Below are 16,227 nucleotides of genomic sequence, written 5' to 3' on the forward strand. Positions count from 1 at the left end.
TCATCATGTCACCACATTGGCAGGCCTCCCCGCAGGCACCCCTGTACGAAGTCAAGGCCGGGCTGTTCCGCGGCCTGTCCCACCCGCTGCGCATCCGGGTGCTCGAACTGCTCGCTGACGGCCAGGAGCACACCGTCGCCGAACTGCTCGAGCAGACCGAGCTCGAGGCCTCGCACCTGTCCCAGCACCTGGCCGTGCTGCGCCACAACCGGCTGGTGATCTCCGAGCGGCGCGGCAGCCACGTGCACTACCGGCTGTTCTCACCGGCGGTCGCCGACCTGCTCAGCGTCGCCCGCCGGCTGTTGACCGAACTGGTCGACGACGTCGAGTCCCTGCCGAAGTTGCCCACGCCATGAGCGCCCCCACCCAGAACGCCGCCATCCCGGCGAGGCGGTCGCGGTCGTGGCGCACCCTGCTGCCGTCGTGGTCGGACTACCGCGACCTGCGCACCACCTGGCGCAAGGACCTGCTGGCCGGGCTCACCGTCGGCATCGTCGCGCTGCCGCTGGCCCTCGGTTTCGGGGTCAGCTCCGGTGTGACCGCCGAGGCCGGCCTGATCACCGCCATCGTGGCCGGCATGCTGGCCGCGGTCTTCGGCGGCTCGAACGTGCAGGTGTCGGGGCCCACCGGCGCCATGGCGGTCGTCCTGCTGCCCATCGTCGCCACCCAGGGTGTCGGCGTGGTCGCCGCGATCGCGGTGATGGCCGGCATCATGGTGGTCGCCGCCGGGGCGCTGCGGCTGGGGCGGGTGGTCTCGTTCATCCCCTGGCCGGTGATCGAGGGCTTCACCATGGGCATCGGGGTGATCATCCTGCTGCAGCAGGTGCCGCTGCTGGTCTCACCGGTGCAGTCGGCGGCCGGCGAGCACTCGTCCAACACCGTGGTCGCCGCCGTCCAGTCGATCAGCGAGGCCCAACTCGGCTACCTGCCGTGGAGCCTGGGCGCTGCCGCGGTGGTGGCGGCCTGCATGCTGCTGGCCCCCCGGCTGCACCCGACCCTGCCCGGCTCACTGATCGGCATCGTCGTGGTGACCGTGGTCGCCGCCCTGGTCGACACCCCGCTGGCGGTGATCGGCGAACTCCCCCACACCCTGCCGATGCCGTCGCTGCCCCAGCTCAGCCCCGGTCTGGCCGTCGAACTGCTGCCGGCCGCGGCCACCGTCGCAGCCCTGGCCGCGATCGAGTCTTTGCTCTCGGCGCGGGTCGCGGCGTCCATGGACGACACCGGCCCCTACGACCCCGACCGGGAACTGATCGGCCAGGGCATCGCCTCGATCGGCTCGGGGTTCTTCGGCGGAATGCCGGCCACCGCGGCGCTGGCCCGCACCGCGGTGAACGTCCGTTCGGGCGGTCGCAGCCGGCTCGCGGCGATCACCCATGCGCTGGTGCTGCTGCTGGTGGTGCTGGTCGCCGCCGGCCCGGTGGGCATGATCCCGCTGGCTGCCCTGGGCGGCATCCTGGTGGTCACCGCCACGAAGATGGTGAACCTGGTCACCGCGCGCTCGATCATGGGTTCCACGAAGGGCGATGCGATCAGCTTCGTGGTCACCTTCGTCGTCACCCTGGCCTTCGACCTGATCGTGGCCGTGGTGGTGGGCATGGTGCTGCTGGGCATTGTCGCGATCCGCAACATGGTGCGCGCCACCGAGGTCAGCCGGGAACCGATCCGCGGGCAGGACCTGCCCGGTGACGAGCAGATCGCCATCCTGCGCTTCGACGGGCCGCTGATCTTCGCCTCGTCCGAGAAGGTATTCGACGCGGCCGTGCACATCCAGGGGGTGACCGTGGTGATCCTGCGGATGTCGCAGCTCGAACTGGTCGACGCCAGCGGCGCCCGGGTGCTCAGCGAGATCGTCACCGGCCTGGAACGGCGCGGCATCACCGTGCTGCTGAAGGGTGTGCAGCCCGGCCACGAGCAGATCTTCCGGTCGGTGGGTGTGCTCGACTCACTGCGCCACCACAAGCACCTGTTCGTCGCCATGGACGATGCCCTGGCCCACGCCCGCATCCACGTCGAACGTGAGCGGGCTAACCGAGAACCTCGTCCAACGCATCAGCTGCCCTGATCAACCCCAGGTGGCTGAACGCCTGCGGGAAGTTGCCGGCCAGCCGCCCGTACACCGGGGAGTACTCCTCGGCGAGCAGGCCCAGGTCGGTGCTGACGCCGACGAGCCGGTCCATCATCGCGCAAGCGTCGAGCAGGCGTCCCGAGCGGGCGTACTGCTCGACCAGCCAGAACGCGCAGATCAGGAAGGAGTACTCGTCGCCCGGCAGCCCGTCGGTGCCGGCAGCGGTGCGGTAGCGGTGGACGAAGCCGTGCTCGTCGAGCAGGTCGGCCTCGATCCGGGCGACGGTGGACAGCATCCGCGGGTCGTCGTGGGCGAGCAACCCGACCTGCGGCAGCTGCAGCAGGGAGGCATCGACCTCGGTGTTCTCATAGGTCTGGGTGAAGCTCTGCAGCTGCTCGTTGAAGCCCCGTTCGAGCACCTCGGCGCGCATCCGGTCACGCAGTTCGCGCCAGCGTTCCACGGGTCCGTCGAGGCCGTACTCCTCGACGGCCCGCACGCCCCGGTCGAACGCGGCCCACATCATGGCCCGGCTGTGGGTGAAGTGGTGCAGGTCGCCGCGCATCTCCCAGATGCCGTGGTCGCGACGTTCGAGGTTGGCTTCCTGGAAGTCGAGCATCGACTTCTGCAGTCCCCACGAGAACTCGTCCTCGGCGACGCCGGCCTCGCGCAGGGTGTGCAGGGCGACCATCACCTCACCGACGACATCGGCCTGGTACTGGCCGGCTGCCCCGTTGCCGATCCGCACCGGGGTCGAGTTCTCATAGCCGGGCAGGTGGTCGAGTTCGAACTCGGGCAGGTGGCGTTCCCCGCCCAGTCCGTACATGATGCGCAGCTTGTTGGGGTCACCGGCGATGGCGCGCAGCAGCCAGTGGCGCCAGCGGTTGGCGCCGTCGGTGAAGCCGTGGGCCAGCAGTGCCTCGATGGTCAGCGCCGAGTCACGCAGCCACACGTAGCGGTAGTCCCAGTTGCGGCTGCCGCCGAACTCCTCGGGCAGTGAGGTGGTCGGGGCTGCCACGATGCCGCCGGTCACCTCGTCGGTCAGCGCCCGCAGGGTCAGCAGGGATCGGCGGACCTGTTCGGCGTAGGGGCCGCGCACGTCGATCGCGGACGCCCAGTCGTTCCAGGCGGCGATGGTGGCCTCCATGCCGGTGACCGGTTCGAGCACCTCGGGGTACTCGTGGAACGACGGTGACCAGGACAGGTCCCAGTGCAGCTCGTCGCCGGCGGTCAGTTCGAACTCACCGACATGGACGTCGTCGCGCTGTTCCAGCAGCGGCCCGCGCAGCAGCAGCGAGTCGGGACCGGCGACGGCCAGGATTTCGCAGGCGTCACCGTCGGTCACGTTGCGGAAGTAGGGCACGGCCTCGCCGTAGCTGAACCTGATCCGCAGCACGTTGCGCACGACCAGGTGGCCGGCGTCGCAGCGCACGCTGCGCATCAGGTCGTGGCGGGTGGGTTGGTCGGGGGCGGCGACGGGCATGTAGTCGGTCACCGTGACCTGGCCGGTGGGGGTGCGCCAGGTGGTCTGCAGGACGAACGAGTCGCCGACGTAGCGGCGGTCGACGACCTCACCGTCGACGGCTTCGAGGGTCCAGTGGCCGGCGTCCTCACCGCCGAGGATCGCGGTGAACACCGCCTGGGAGTCGAACCGGGGCAGGCAGAGCCAGTCGATGCTGCCCTGTTCGGAGACCAGGGCGGCGCTGTGCTGGTCGGACAGCAGGGCGTACTTCTCCAGCGGGGTGTCCATGGGTTCTTCCCGGGATCAGGTGCGGCTCCACAGCGGGGTCTTGAACTCGGTGTAGCTGGTCACCGGTTCGAAGCAGACCTGCCCGCGGCAGACGTAGGCGGTGGCCTGCCCGTCGCGCTGCTCGCGGTCGTCGAACAGGTGCCCGAAGCCGGTCGTCCCGGCGGGGCCGGCGACGATCGCCGAACCGGCCGGCGCCATCCGCCAGGCGGCGCGGACGAGCTGGTTCATCCGGTCGTCCTCGTCGACCACGATGGTGACGTCGGCGAGTTTCAGGCCGCGGCGGGCCTCGTCCATGACGAGCACGTCGGCCAGGCTCCAGCCGGCGTGGCGGGGAGCGGCGGCGACGGTGGCCCACGTCGTCCGGGCGGCGGCGTCGGCGCGCTCGCCGTAGCGCTGCTCACCGGTCAGCACCCCGACCGCGCGCAGGGCGTGGACCATGGTGGCGGTGCCGCTGGGGGTGGCGTTGTCCATCAGGTCGCGGGGGCGGGCGAAGCGCAGGTCGTCGTCACCGGCGTCGAAGAACCCGCCGTCGTCGGCGCTGAACAGTTCGTCGGCCTGGTCGACGAGCCAGGCGGCGCGTTCGAGCCAGGTGGCGTCCCCGAGGGCGCCGGCGAGGCGGGTGAAGCCCAGCGCCAGGGCGCCGTAGTCCTCGGTGACGGCCGGGCTGTCGCCGGGCACGCCGCCGCGGCTGCTGCGGCGCAGTTCGCGGACGCCGTCGACCTCGACCAGGTGCACCTGCCAGACCGCCTCGGCGGCACGGCGGGCCAGTTCAACCCATTCGGGCTTGTCGAAGACCATGCCGGCGGTGACCAGCGAGTCGATCGCCAGCCCGTTCCAGGAGGCGATGACCTTGTCGTCGCGGGCCGGGCGGAAGCGCCCGTCGCGGACCTCCTTGAGCCGGGCCGAGACCCGTTCGAGGCGGGGCCAGTCGCCGACCTTGCGCAGCTGCAGGGTCGACAGGCCGTGCTCGAAGGTGCCCTGGTTGGTGACGTGGAAGACGTCCTGCGCCCAGGCGGCGTCGTCCTCACCCAGAGCATCGTTGAGCAGTTCGGGGTTCCAGACGTAGTAGATGCCCTCGTGCACCGAGCCGCGGATGTCGACCGAGTCGGCGTCCAGCGACGAGGCGAACCCGCCGTTCTCGGTGGCCATCTCGTCGGCCAGCCAGTCGACGATGCCGAAGATGACCCGTTCGAACAGGGCCCGCTTGTCGGGGTCGTGGTCGGCGGTGCGCCGCCAGGTGCGGGTGTAGGTGCCCAGCAGCAGCGCGTTGTCGTAGAGCATCTTCTCGAAGTGCGGCACCACCCACTGGGCGTCGACCGAGTAGCGGTGGAAGCCGCCGCCGATCTGGTCGTGGATGCCGCCGCGGGCCATCGTCTCGCAGGTCAGCTGGGCCATGTCGAGGCTGGTGTGGTCACCCTTGACGAGCAGCGCGTCGAGCACCATCGCTGCGGGGAACTTCGGGGCCGACCCGAAGCCGCCGTGCAGCATGTCGTAGTCCTTGCCGAGCGCGTCGAGGGTCTGCATGGCTGTGGGGGCCTTCTCGGCGGCTTCGGGCACCTGGTTGATCTCGGCCAGCTGCGTGCGGATCTGCTCGGCGGACTCGAGCACCGCCTCGTGCTGCTCGTCCCAGGTCTTGGCGAGCGCCTCGACCAGCTGGGTGAAGCTGGGCAGGCCCTGGCGCGGCTCGGGCGGGAAGTAGGTGCCGGCGAAGAACGGCAGGCCGTCGGGGGTCAGGAAGACCGTCATCGGCCAGCCGCCCTGCCCGGTGAGGGCCTGGGTGGCGTTCATGTAGACCGCATCGACGTCGGGGTGCTCCTCGCGGTCGACCTTGATCGAGACGAAGTGCTCGTTGAGCACCTTGGCCACCTCGGGGTCGTCGAAGGACTCATGGGCCATCACGTGGCACCAGTGGCAGGCGGCATAGCCGACACTCAGCATCACCGGCACGTTGCGTTCCCGGGCCTCGGCGAAAGCCTCCTCACCCCACGGGTACCAGTCCACCGGTTGGCGGGCGTGCTGCAACAGGTAGGGGGAAGTGGCGTCGGACAAGCGGTTCGGCATGGGGCAAGCCTAGTGCGGGGCGCTGACAGCAACGGCCGGCGCCCAACCCCGGTCTCCAGTCGGGGACGATCAAGCCTACGCGCGCCGCGCCTTGGCCACGGCACTGATATTTGTCGGCGGGCATCGCTACGCTCGCCACGAGGCGGAAGGTGGGAGCAACATGGCTGACCATGAAGAGATCGGGGTCCTGGAGCACGAGATTCGGCGGCGGTGGCACGAGACACACATCAAGCGGTTCACCCTCGACACCGAGAATCACGTCCGGTGGCGTGCCCAGAACCTCTCTCCTCATGCAGACGAGGCACGCGACTTTCTTGACGGGCTGCGAAGGTCACGTGAGTTGGGCGCCTTCCAGGCGAGTACCGACAAGTGGGTGCGAAGTTCCCCCTCCGGTTACGCTGGAACCGCGGGACAGAGATCATCAACCAGATCAACAAGTTGTCGCCAGAGCCAGTTGTCGCGGTCACCGTCCTGCTGGATGTCCTGACCACTCCTGTCGACCTCGACGACGCAACACGCAAGATCCAACTCCTCGCCACTCACTTGGAATCGATTCGTGTTGGATCGCACCCCAGCGCCAGCCGCGCACCATTCGTGGCGTCCTACTACTGGGGCCTCGATGCCCCAACGGATTGGCCCGTGGCATGGCCCAAATCCACTGAGTACCTGGAGTACTGCACGGGGGTCTCAACCTACGACGACCAAGGCGACCGGTATGCCGAGCTGTACCGCTATGCAATGGAGCTCGACGGCGATCCACTTCGTTTCGAGCAGGTCACGGACTGGTGGGCCGACCAACGGCCAATAGTCATGGACCCCGCCCTATGTGATCGGGCGGCTCTTCGCGAAGCTGCCGACAAGGTGACCGATGACCCCGAGAGATACCGCGGTAATGCGCGTGCATTGGTGGCCGTCGCCCAACACATCGGAACCTCCCTCGAAGCCAGGATTTCCGGCGCCACGGGTCGTACGCTCAAGGCGCACAAACCATCACTCACATGGGACGGGGTCTGGCCGCGAGGGGATCTCTGGGTGGATTGGCGGGTGCCCGGCACCTACGGCCTTGCCGTGCGGTTGTGGCTCAACGGACGGGGACTCGCGATCGGGCTGCGTCCCTACCCGAATGGCAACGCCGGTGGTACCGAGCGCGTCAGGGCGCTCGTCGAGAGTCATCCTCTACCCGGCTATGAGCTTCTCGCCTCCGGTGGTTCACGGATCGGCAAGGACGTCGGCTTCATTGGAGGCGGCAGTGGTGAGGCGGTCTATGCCCGCTGGTTCGGCCGTGATGCCCTTTCCTCGCTCGACCTGCCGAAGGAAGTCCTCAAGACCGCAGCGGCCGTGGCCCCGTTGATCGCCGTGCTCGCTGGTGATACCAACATCGGCGACGGTGCGGACGAGTTGGCCTCGATCGTTGCCGAGTTCAAGGCGTCGACCGGGTACCCGACGGCTGGCAATGAGCAGGATCAGGCGACCCGTCGGGACTACGCACCGGCGCTCGGTTTGGCCCGTCTGGTGCTCACGAATCTCACTCTGACCGACGTCCGGGGCTCAACCACCGCGTTGTCATTCATGGTCGACATGAACGACCTCTTCCAGCGGTTCGTGACGGAGCGCCTGCGAAGAGAGCTTCAGGGCCGACTGGATCTCATCGGTGAGCCGACCGTTCACTTGGGCCAGGGGCAGCAAGTGGCGATGCAACCGGATCTGGTGTTCCGCGCCCCTCGCGGAGTCATCCGTTACGTGGGCGACATCAAATACAAGCTTGCTCCCGATGCGCGTGGCCGAAGCAGCGATTACTACCAGTTACTGGCCTACACGACCGCCATGGATCTGACCGAAGGCGTCCTGATCTATTGCAGCGACTCGGGCGATACGCACCAGAGCGTTGTGACGGTTAAACACAGCGGGAAGAGGCTCGTTCTTCACTCAATTGACCTGAGCGGAACACCGGCGCAGGTCGAGCACGAAATCGCGACACTGGCCGATGCCATCGCCGCCAGCAGCATTGGGGGTGGCACCTCCTACGTTGCAGGCGATCCCATGGCCCCTTAGGCAGTGCTCTCCTCCCCGTCTCCCACCCGAGGACGAGTGGCTCCGCAGCACTCATCGCTGCCCGAGAAGCACCTTCGCCAGACCCACGACCCGAGGACGAGTGGCTCCGCAGCACTCATCGCTGCCCGAGAAGCACCTTCGCCAGACCCACGAGCAGTTCCGCTCTACGCACCAACGGCTTCGCCTTGGCAAGCGTGATCAGCATGGTGCCGTACTCAACCTCGCTCTTGATGGCGATCAGTTCTCGCAACGACTTTTCTGCAGCCGCGGCCTCAACATGTGCCCCTAGTGCTTGGCGCAATTCCTTCACTGCTGTGGCGTGGTCCTTCGCCTTGCTGGTGTGACCGGTCAGTACGGTGACGATCGCGTCCTTTGCACTGATCCCAGCGTGGATGGCGTCACCTGCGGCTGGATTCGCACGCTCCAGATCGAGATTGTCCTGAGCAGAGTCGAGGTACTCCTGCGCCTTCTGGCGATAGCGGCGCGCATGGGCCCTGCTCTCCACGCTCGTCACGACGCCGTCCGGATCCGACGAGGTAGTTCACCAACCAGAGCGATCCCGTCCCGCCGGATCTCGGCGACAACGGGCTCGCTGTCCTCAGGAGGACGTTCGAGCTCCTCCCGGGTGAGGTGGAGGATGTCACACTCATTGCCGAGTTGTTCCTGGACCTGTCGCTGCAGGTCCGCTCTGCCAGCCCACGCCTCTGATGCGACCACGACCAGATCGATGTCGCTGTCTGCATGTGCCTCACCGCGGGCGACGGATCCAAAAACGATCACAGCGTCGGCACCACTCACAGTTTCGCGTACGACGTGACCCAGCATCTCGACCGGACTGGCCAGGAGTCGCAGTGGCGCGATCGCCACGTGACGTTCGTTGATGCGGTGGACACCAGCTCGGCCGATGGTCTCGGTCGTGATCAGCCCCAGTTGCTCAAGCTCCCGAAGCGCCTGCTGCACCGCACCCAGGCTGTGCCGATCTGCCACCAGTGCATGAACGCGCCGCCCGGTCAGGGGCGCGGCAGTCCGCATCAGTGCGCCGAGCACGGCGCCACGCGCGCCGGGGATCACACCGCCGAAGGCTTCACCAAAGTGCATGTGACCATCCTACTGGTCACATGAACAAAATACAGGTCATTACCCCATGGCCGCCGAGCCACGCATCGGCGTAGCGGCTCATCCCAACTCACCTGAAGGTGCGCGTTCCCGAGAACGTCGACCCACGCGTCTGCTCCCCACGCTCCTTCAGCTCAATGTCGATCGCCAGGGCCGCGGCGATCACCAACGAGCGCAATGGCTCGTCGATCGGGCCATGCAGCTTGATGACGTAATGGTCTGCAGTGGTGAAGCGCTCTTTCATCCACCCCGCCCAGGTCTTGGTCACGCGAGCGATTTCTTTCCCTTCCAGATCACGCACGTTGAACCCCCACTGGTCCATCCCATCGGCGTGCACGGACCCCAGGCGCTTCCCTTGGGCCTCAAGACCAAATCGGGCATGACCGACCTTGTCGAGCCCCTCCACGGACGCCGAGACCACCTCTTGAGCTCCACCCAGGGCGGATGCTGCAAGCAGTCCCGTGACGCCACCGATCGTCCAGCCCACGATGGCTGATGCGCTTGTGATCCCGGTATGCGCCACCGTGGCCACCGCTCCTGCCACGCCCCATGACTCGTGGACAATCTGTCCGATTGGCACTCCTCGTTCCCCTTGCACGGACAGCTTCCCCTTCACCTGGAAAAAGCCCATTGCAGGGCGCATCATGGCGAGAAGAACTCGGCCCTGCGGATCCACCAGGCGATATCGGCGTTCGCGTTTGTCCTCTGCCCGACCAATGATGCTGTCCGCCACTTTGGACGACAGGTCGCGACGAAGTTCCTCGATCGTCCCGAGTTGGTGACCGTGCTGGCTGAACACCGAGTACCCGACCCGTGAACCGAACACCTTGGCCTTCTGGTTCACCACCAGCACCTGCTCTGTGAAAAGGGTGCCCCCTCCCTCGGGAGTCTCGTCAGCAGCCAGCACCTTGCGGGCTTGGCGCGCAACCTTGTTGCTCGTTCGACTCGTGGGCGTCCTCCTGGTTGCGTGCGGCACTGCCGGGTCAACACCCGGGACACCCCGCGACAGCACTCGCTCTGTCCACCGGATACCGTCCCAGTAGCGCTGCTCGTGCCGGCCGAAAGGATCGGGCCACCAGCCCGTCGGCCGCGGCTGTCCCGCTCCGCTCCGTGCCGGGATCAGAGGGTCGACTCCTTGTCGGCCTTGGGACGCGACGTGATCAGTCCACCTGGCACCGTCCCAGTACCTGCGTTCGTGACGGCCTGAGGGATCCGGATGCCACCCTGCCGAGGCTCGTTCGGCCATGCGGCAACGATATCCGTCAGGGCCGCCCGAGAACAGGTCCGCCGACATGGCCGATTAACGCGGACAGCGTTGTGTTCACACCGACACAGGTCGACCTATGTCGGGATGCACCGATTCATGTCGCCACGCCACTCAAACGGTTCGGCGTGCGCGCGAAGGTGTCGCCGCAGCACACCCGGGACGGGATGCTCAGCTGCGCTTCTTGTTCCGGGCGTCAACCTCGGCCTGGTAGGGGTCGTTGAACTCCTCGCCCTCCTTGGGCAGCTCCGGCTTGTGCGGCGCCTGGATGCCGCGCACGTGCTTGCGCAGGCTGAAGAAGGCAACCACCCCGAAGATGGCGAGCACCGAGAAGGCCAGCAGGGTCAGCAGGCCCGCGTTCAGATCACCCATGACTCCGAGGCTACCGCCAATCCCGGGTCCCGCTGACCACGCAGCCCGGCGAACAGGTCGCTCTCGGGCATCGCGGACTCGACGGTGCTGGCCACCAGTTCGAAGTCCTCGGTCGGCCACGCCCGGCGCTGCACGTCGAGCGGCGCGTCAAACCAGTGCCCGTTCGGGTCAATCTGGGTCTCATGCGCCAGCAGCGCCTGGTCACGCACCGCGAACCAGTCCCCGCAGGGCACCCGGGTGGTGACCCGCTGCTCGTGGCTGTAGTCCTCCCACTGCGCCAGCCGCTCCCCGTAGGGCGAGTCCATCCCGGCCTCGTGCATCGCGGCATCCAGCGCCATGTAGCGCAGCCGGTGGAAACCCATCTGGTAGTACAGCTTGCTCACCTGCCACGGCTCCCCCAGCTCGGGGTACAGCGAGGCGTCGGCCGCCTGCCGGAACGCCTCCATCGAGATCTTGTGGCACATGATGTGGTCGGGGTGTGGGTAGCCACCGTTCTCGTCGTAGGTGGTCATCACCTGCGGCTTGAACTCACGGATCACCTTGACCAGCGGCTTGGCCGCCTCGACCGGGTCGAGCAGCCCGAAGCAGCCCTCCGGCAGCGGCGGCAGCGGGTCGCCCTCGGGGAACCCGGAATCGACATAGCCCAGCCACACCTGCTGGATGCCCAGGATTTCGCGGGCCCGGTCCATCTCGCGCGAGCGGATCGCGGCGATGTCGGCCCACACCTCGGGCCGGTCCATCGCCGGGTTCAGCACACTGCCGCGCTCACCACCGGTGCAGGTCGCCACCAGCACCTCGACCCCCTGCTCCACGTACATCGCGGTGGAAGCAGCCCCCTTGGACGACTCGTCGTCGGGGTGGGCATGGACGTGCAGCAGACGAAGACCGGGTTCGGGCATGCGCCCCATTGTGCACCCTCACGCCCAACCCCTGTCACCGTCACCGGATCATGACGCAGTACGCTTGGCAACCATGGCTGAGCACCCCAACGCGGCTGAGCACCCCAACGCGACCACCCCCGGCGAGGCCGACCTCGCCCGGGTCGCGAACCGCTACCCGAAGAAGTCCTCGGGACGAACGCTCGCCGCCGTCGGTCTGGTCCTGCTGCTCGCCCTGGTCGGCTGGACGGTGTGGGCGGGCCTCACCACCGCCAACCCCGGCATCCACGGCCAGCTCTACGGCTACAAGGTCATCGACGACTCCTCCATTGAGGTCACCGTGCACGTCCACCGGCCAGACCCGTCGAAGGCCGGCAGCTGCGTCATCCAGGCCCAGGCACCCAACGGTGAGACCGTCGCCGAACTCGACCTGCCGGTGAGCCCGTCGTCCGACAAGGACGTTGAACTCAACGCCACCCTGAAGACCTACCTGCGGGCCCACACCGCGATCGTTGCGGGCTGCTCACTCGACTGAGCGCACCCGCCCGGGACGCGCGATTCGGTATGCCATTGGCCGTTTCGAACCGCCACGGGCTAGGCTTGTGCAATGTCTGTGAACACTGATTCGACCGTCTGGCTCACCCAGGAGGCCTACGACAAGCTCACGGAGGAGCTTGCGCACCTCGAGGGCCCGGGCCGTGAAGAGGTCACCAACAAGATTGCCCAGGCTCGCGAAGAGGGCGACCTCAGCGAGAACGCCGGCTACCACGCGGCCCGCGAGGAGCAGGGCCAGATGGAAGACCGCATCCGCGTCCTGAAGTCCAAGCTCGCGCAGGCCAAGGTCGGCTCGGCCCCGGCCGCCGACGACGAGGTGGCCCCCGGCCGCCTGGTCACCATCGCCTACTTCGGCGACGAGGACGACACCGACACCTTCCTGCTCGGCAGCCGTGACCTGCTGGACCTCGACGACTCGGTCAAGGACCTGCAGGTCTACTCCCCCCAGTCACCCATCGGTGGCGCCGTCGTCGGCAAGCGAGTCGGCGACCAGACCGACTACGAGGCACCCAACGGCAAGACGATCAGCGTCACGATCACCAAGGTGGAGCCCTTCCAGGGATAGCGCACCCGTCGCAGACATGAGCGGCGCCCGCATCCCAACCAAGGGATGCGGGCGTCGCTCATTGCTCACACTCTCACGGTTCCGGCTGTTCAGGAGTCCAGCTCGGCCAGCAGCCGCGAACCCTCCTCGGGGGTCAGCGCACCCGCCGCGATCTCACTGAGCACCTGCTCACGGGTCAACCCGCTCTCGGAGTCGGCCTCCCCACCCAGCCCCAGCGTGTTCAACAGCTGGGTCAGCCGCAACCGCGCGGTCGGGTAGGAGACCCCCAGGTGCTTCTCCAACTCCTTGAGGTTGCCGCGCGAGGCCAGGAAGACCCGCAGCAGGTCGAGCTCGGCATCCGAGAGCGCGCAGAACTCACAGCGCGCGAACTCCCCCACCAGCTGGGTCCCGCAGCTGCGACAGCCCAGCGAATGGATCGACAGCTGGGCGTCGCAGACCGGGCATTCGGACGGGGCGCGGTGTTCCAGGTCGGGCTCGCTGTGGTGCTTGTGCCGGCCCATCAGGACTCGTCCTCGGGCTGGGCCTCGCGCACCGAGGCATGCCCCATGACCACGCCGATGTCGAGGCGGGCCGCGCCGTTGCCGGCCACGTACTCGTCGATCGAGCCCGACTGCTCCCCCGGCCAGGACACTCGTCCGAGCTGGGTTTCGGCGCGCACGGTGACGTTCGAGGCGGCACCCAGGTGGATGGTCAGCGACCCGGACTCGACCCGCACCCGGCTGCGCCCCTGGGAGATGTCGCCGCGCACGCTCGCCGACCCGGCCTGCACCAGGGCGTCGGCGACCTCGAGCACGTCATTGAGGCTGGCGCCACCGGCGGTGACCCGCACCTTGCCCAGCACCGGCACCTTCGAGGTGTGCAGGCTCCCGGCGGTCACCTCGACATCGACGGGGATGTTCGGGTTGACCTTGACGACCAGTTCCTTGCCGGTGGCCATGGTGCGCAGGTCGTCGACGCTGCGCGGGGGGCGGATGATGCTGAAGGCGCCGAAGTTGGGGCCGATCTCACCGTCGCTGGACACCTCCAGGGTCTTGCCGGTGCGCCGCAGCACGTGCGGGCCCGAGGCACTCAGGGTGGCCACGCTCGCGTCACCGACGATGCGCACCCGGCGACCGACGCTGCGCACGATCACCTTGTCGACACCCTTGGAGCCCGTGGGCTTCGGTGAGGTGACCTCGGGTTCCTCGATGACGTCCTCGTCCTCGGGGGTCGATTCCTTCTCGGCTTCAGGTTCGGTCTCGGGTTCGGGCTCGGACGACGCCTCGTCGCGGGGGGCGCGGAAGTCTTCGCGGGCGTGGGTGGTGTACTGCGGACGACCGGCCTCGTAGGGGCCGGGTTCATCCTCGACCGGCTCGGCGTCGACCACGTCGTCGGCGTCGGAAGGGCTCTGCGACGCCAGGGCGTCCAGGCGGCGGCCGGCCTCGGCGATGTCGATGCGGCCGGCGGCAAGGTCTTCCAGGATTGTCTGCTTGTCACTCATACATGAATGCTAACCCCGGCTTTAGGTCATCGAAAGAAGTCTTTGTCATTCTCAGGGTTCGATGGGGGGTCGGGCTGCGCTGGGGCAGACTGTCGGAGTGACGTTTACTCCGCTGGACCGCCTGATGGCGCCGGACTGGGCCGAGGCGCTCGAGCCGGTGGAACCGACCATCCGCCTGTTGGGCAACTTCCTGCGGGCCGAACTGGTCGCCGGGCGCAGCTACCTGCCGGCCGGGTCGGCGGTGCTGCGGGCCTTCAGCCGCCCGCTGGCCGACGTGCGGGTGCTGGTGGTCGGGCAGGACCCCTACCCCACGCCCGGGCATGCGATGGGGCTGAGCTTCTCGGTCGCCCCCGACGTGCGGCCGCTGCCGCGCAGCCTGGCCAACATCTACACCGAACTCGAGACCGACCTGGGGGTGGCGCCGGCCGCCCACGGCGACCTGAGCGCCTGGTTCGAGCAGGGCGTGCTGCTGCTCAACAGGGTGCTGACGGTGCGCCCCGGGGCCCCCGGTTCCCATCGCGGCAAGGGCTGGGAAGAGGTCACCGAGTGCGCCATCCGGGCGCTGGCGGCCCGCGGCGGCCCGCTGGTGGCGGTGCTGTGGGGGCGTGACGCGCGTTCGCTGGCGCCGATGCTGACCGGGGTCCCGATCGTCCAGAGTGCCCACCCCTCACCGCTGTCGGCACGCTCGGGGTTCTTCGGGTCGCGACCGTTCAGCCGGGTCAATGCGCTTCTGGAACAGGCTGGCGCACAGCCGATCCACTGGGAATTGCCGCCGGCGTGACCGCGCGGCGGCGGGGGAAGACCCAGAACCGCGACAGGGTGTAGATGTAGAGCCCCTCCAGGCAGGCGGCGGTCACGCGGGCCACCTGGTAGTGCACCCCTAGCCACTCGAGCAGGGTCGAGAACGCCAGGATCCAGATCACGTAGTTGCTGACGATCACGACCAGGTACTTCGCCGACTGCTTGCCGACGTCACCGTGGGCCCGGAAGTTCAGCAGCTTGTTGAGGAAGAACGCGAGCACACTGGCCAACCCGAAACTGAGGCTGACCGCGACCGGGTAGGCAATGCCCAACTGCCCGTGGGTCACCCACAGCAGCGCCAGGTCGACCAGGAAGGCGAACCCGTTGAGGATGGCGAACCCGACGAAGGTCACCGGCAGGTGGCGCAGCACACCGGGCAGCGCACCATGCAGTCGGGTGATGAACGCGGCGAACCACCGTTCGGCTGGGCCGGCAGGCCGGCCCGGGTGGCCACTGCGCGCGGATGTCATTGGATCATTATGCCGCCGCAAACCAATGCTGGGACGGTTCGCTCACACAGTTCTACGATGGAAGGGAGCACACCCAGAAGGGACACCGAGCATGTGGCGATTTCTGACCAACAAGACCTCGATGGTCACTGCTGAGACTGCGCTGCCCGGACGCGACCAAGCGGTGCTGGCGCACCCGTTCTTCCACCGGGTGCTGGGCCACCGCCTCGACAAGACCTTCGAGGGCGCCGAGACGACCTACCTGGCGATGGGCTGTTTCTGGGGAGCCGAACGGATTTTCTGGCAGTTGGACGGGGTGCTGCTGACCTCGGTGGGCTACATGGGCGGCTTCACCCCGAACCCCACCTACGAAGAGGTCTGCACCGCCCAGACCGGCCACGCCGAGACGGTGCAGGTGGTCTTCGACCCCGAGCAGGTCAACTTCACCACCCTGCTGCAGGTCTTCTTCGAGAACCACGACCCGACCCAGGGGCCGCGGCAGGGCAACGACGTCGGCACCCAGTACCGTTCGGCCATCTTCGCCACCAGCGCCGAGCAGGATCAGGCCGCCAACGACGTGATCGCGGCCGTGCAGCCCCGGTTCACCCAGCAGGGTTTCGGGACGATCACCACCCAGGTGCAGCAGGCCGGCCCCTACTACCTGGCCGAGGACTACCACCAGCAGTACCTGGACAAGAACCCCGGCGGCTACTGCAACCACGGCCCCAACGGGGTCAGCTGCCAGGTCGGCATCGCTGACCTCAGCTGAGCGCCACGCGTCCGGGCAACTCGCTCGGCACGCCGCCGAGGGTGGCCGAC

General features: G+C 67.8%; 17 protein-coding genes and 1 pseudogene. 7 read left to right on the forward strand and 11 right to left on the reverse strand.

All coding sequences use genetic code 11. The features are described 5' to 3' along the window. Positions 1 to 5 precede the first annotated feature (5 nt). Complete coding sequence (locus ACQE3C_RS13385; protein ID WP_434539066.1) at positions 6 to 356, forward strand: ArsR/SmtB family transcription factor; 351 nt, start codon at positions 6 to 8, stop codon at positions 354 to 356. Continuing rightward, complete coding sequence (locus tag ACQE3C_RS13390) at positions 353 to 2,065, forward strand: SulP family inorganic anion transporter (RefSeq protein ID WP_434539065.1); 1,713 nt, start codon at positions 353 to 355, stop codon at positions 2,063 to 2,065. The genes ACQE3C_RS13385 and ACQE3C_RS13390 overlap by 4 nt, the downstream gene beginning before the upstream one ends. Here the strand turns inward: ACQE3C_RS13390 and ACQE3C_RS13395 are convergent. Both ACQE3C_RS13395 and ACQE3C_RS13400 read right to left on the reverse strand, forming a co-directional pair. Beyond that, positions 2,028 to 3,815, reverse strand: coding sequence for a glycoside hydrolase family 15 protein (locus ACQE3C_RS13395; RefSeq protein WP_434539064.1), 1,788 nt, complete (start codon positions 3,813 to 3,815; stop codon positions 2,028 to 2,030). The genes ACQE3C_RS13390 and ACQE3C_RS13395 overlap by 38 nt on opposite strands. Positions 3,816 to 3,830: 15 nt before the next feature. Beyond that, complete coding sequence (locus ACQE3C_RS13400) at positions 3,831 to 5,876, reverse strand: thioredoxin domain-containing protein (protein WP_434539063.1); 2,046 nt, start codon at positions 5,874 to 5,876, stop codon at positions 3,831 to 3,833. 369 nt (positions 5,877 to 6,245) lie between these two features. On the opposite strand from ACQE3C_RS13400, the gene ACQE3C_RS13405 reads away from it, so the two are divergent. Next, positions 6,246 to 7,928, forward strand: coding sequence for a 5-methylcytosine restriction system specificity protein McrC (locus tag ACQE3C_RS13405; RefSeq protein WP_434539062.1), 1,683 nt, complete (start codon positions 6,246 to 6,248; stop codon positions 7,926 to 7,928). 115 nt (positions 7,929 to 8,043) lie between these two features. Here ACQE3C_RS13405 and ACQE3C_RS13410 read toward each other — a convergent pair whose 3' ends face one another. From ACQE3C_RS13410 to mca, 6 genes and pseudogenes are all read right to left on the reverse strand, one after another. Beyond that, positions 8,044 to 8,442 (reverse strand): hypothetical protein, encoded by a 399-nt coding sequence (locus tag ACQE3C_RS13410; RefSeq protein ID WP_434539061.1) that lies wholly within the window; start codon positions 8,440 to 8,442, stop codon positions 8,044 to 8,046. Then, complete coding sequence (locus ACQE3C_RS13415) at positions 8,439 to 9,026, reverse strand: nucleotidyltransferase family protein (protein ID WP_434539060.1); 588 nt, start codon at positions 9,024 to 9,026, stop codon at positions 8,439 to 8,441. Before ACQE3C_RS13415 ends, ACQE3C_RS13410 begins: the two co-directional genes overlap by 4 nt. A gap of 88 nt (positions 9,027 to 9,114) precedes the next feature. Then, complete coding sequence (locus ACQE3C_RS13420; RefSeq protein WP_434539217.1) at positions 9,115 to 9,888, reverse strand: phospholipid scramblase-related protein; 774 nt, start codon at positions 9,886 to 9,888, stop codon at positions 9,115 to 9,117. Positions 9,889 to 10,062: 174 nt separating this feature from the next. Then, positions 10,063 to 10,338 (reverse strand): annotated as a pseudogene (locus ACQE3C_RS13425) (DUF2510 domain-containing protein); the annotation flags it as partial. Positions 10,339 to 10,479: 141 nt separating this feature from the next. Then, complete coding sequence (locus tag ACQE3C_RS13430; protein ID WP_434539657.1) at positions 10,480 to 10,680, reverse strand: hypothetical protein; 201 nt, start codon at positions 10,678 to 10,680, stop codon at positions 10,480 to 10,482. Then, the gene (mca, locus tag ACQE3C_RS13435; protein ID WP_434539658.1) at positions 10,668 to 11,579 is read right to left on the reverse strand and encodes a mycothiol conjugate amidase Mca; all 912 of its coding nucleotides are present in this window, start codon (positions 11,577 to 11,579) and stop codon (positions 10,668 to 10,670) included. The genes ACQE3C_RS13430 and mca overlap by 13 nt, the downstream gene beginning before the upstream one ends. A 73-nt stretch (positions 11,580 to 11,652) precedes the next feature. On the opposite strand from mca, the gene ACQE3C_RS13440 reads away from it, so the two are divergent. Together ACQE3C_RS13440 and greA are read left to right on the forward strand one after the other, a co-directional pair. Further along, entirely contained in the window at positions 11,653 to 12,093 is a 441-nt protein-coding gene (locus ACQE3C_RS13440; RefSeq protein WP_434539659.1) for a DUF4307 domain-containing protein, read from the forward strand. Between the two features lie 72 nt (positions 12,094 to 12,165). Further along, a complete protein-coding gene (greA, locus tag ACQE3C_RS13445) occupies positions 12,166 to 12,678 on the forward strand; it encodes a transcription elongation factor GreA (protein ID WP_434539660.1) in 513 nt (170 codons plus the stop codon). A gap of 89 nt (positions 12,679 to 12,767) precedes the next feature. On the opposite strand, the gene ACQE3C_RS13450 is transcribed toward greA, so the two are convergent. Both ACQE3C_RS13450 and ACQE3C_RS13455 read right to left on the reverse strand, forming a co-directional pair. Then, entirely contained in the window at positions 12,768 to 13,178 is a 411-nt protein-coding gene (locus tag ACQE3C_RS13450; protein WP_434539661.1) for a DUF2089 domain-containing protein, read from the reverse strand. Then, entirely contained in the window at positions 13,178 to 14,158 is a 981-nt protein-coding gene (locus tag ACQE3C_RS13455) for a hypothetical protein (protein WP_434539662.1), read from the reverse strand. Before ACQE3C_RS13455 ends, ACQE3C_RS13450 begins: the two co-directional genes overlap by 1 nt. Before the next feature lie 124 nt (positions 14,159 to 14,282). On the opposite strand from ACQE3C_RS13455, the gene ACQE3C_RS13460 reads away from it, so the two are divergent. Beyond that, positions 14,283 to 14,939: a uracil-DNA glycosylase gene (locus ACQE3C_RS13460; protein ID WP_434539688.1), complete on the forward strand. Its 657-nt coding sequence runs from the start codon at positions 14,283 to 14,285 to the stop codon at positions 14,937 to 14,939. Here ACQE3C_RS13460 and ACQE3C_RS13465 read toward each other — a convergent pair. Then, positions 14,878 to 15,429, reverse strand: a complete 552-nt coding sequence (locus tag ACQE3C_RS13465) for a GtrA family protein (RefSeq protein WP_434539663.1) — start codon at positions 15,427 to 15,429, stop codon at positions 14,878 to 14,880. The genes ACQE3C_RS13460 and ACQE3C_RS13465 overlap by 62 nt on opposite strands. Positions 15,430 to 15,520: 91 nt before the next feature. Between ACQE3C_RS13465 and msrA the strand changes: the two genes are divergently transcribed. After that, positions 15,521 to 16,177, forward strand: a complete 657-nt coding sequence (gene msrA, locus ACQE3C_RS13470; protein ID WP_434539664.1) for a peptide-methionine (S)-S-oxide reductase MsrA — start codon at positions 15,521 to 15,523, stop codon at positions 16,175 to 16,177. Positions 16,178 to 16,227: the final 50 nt, after the last annotated feature.

It is taken from the genome of Aestuariimicrobium sp. Y1814, assembly GCF_050113895.1.
In the GTDB taxonomy this organism is placed as follows: domain Bacteria; phylum Actinomycetota; class Actinomycetes; order Propionibacteriales; family Propionibacteriaceae; genus Aestuariimicrobium.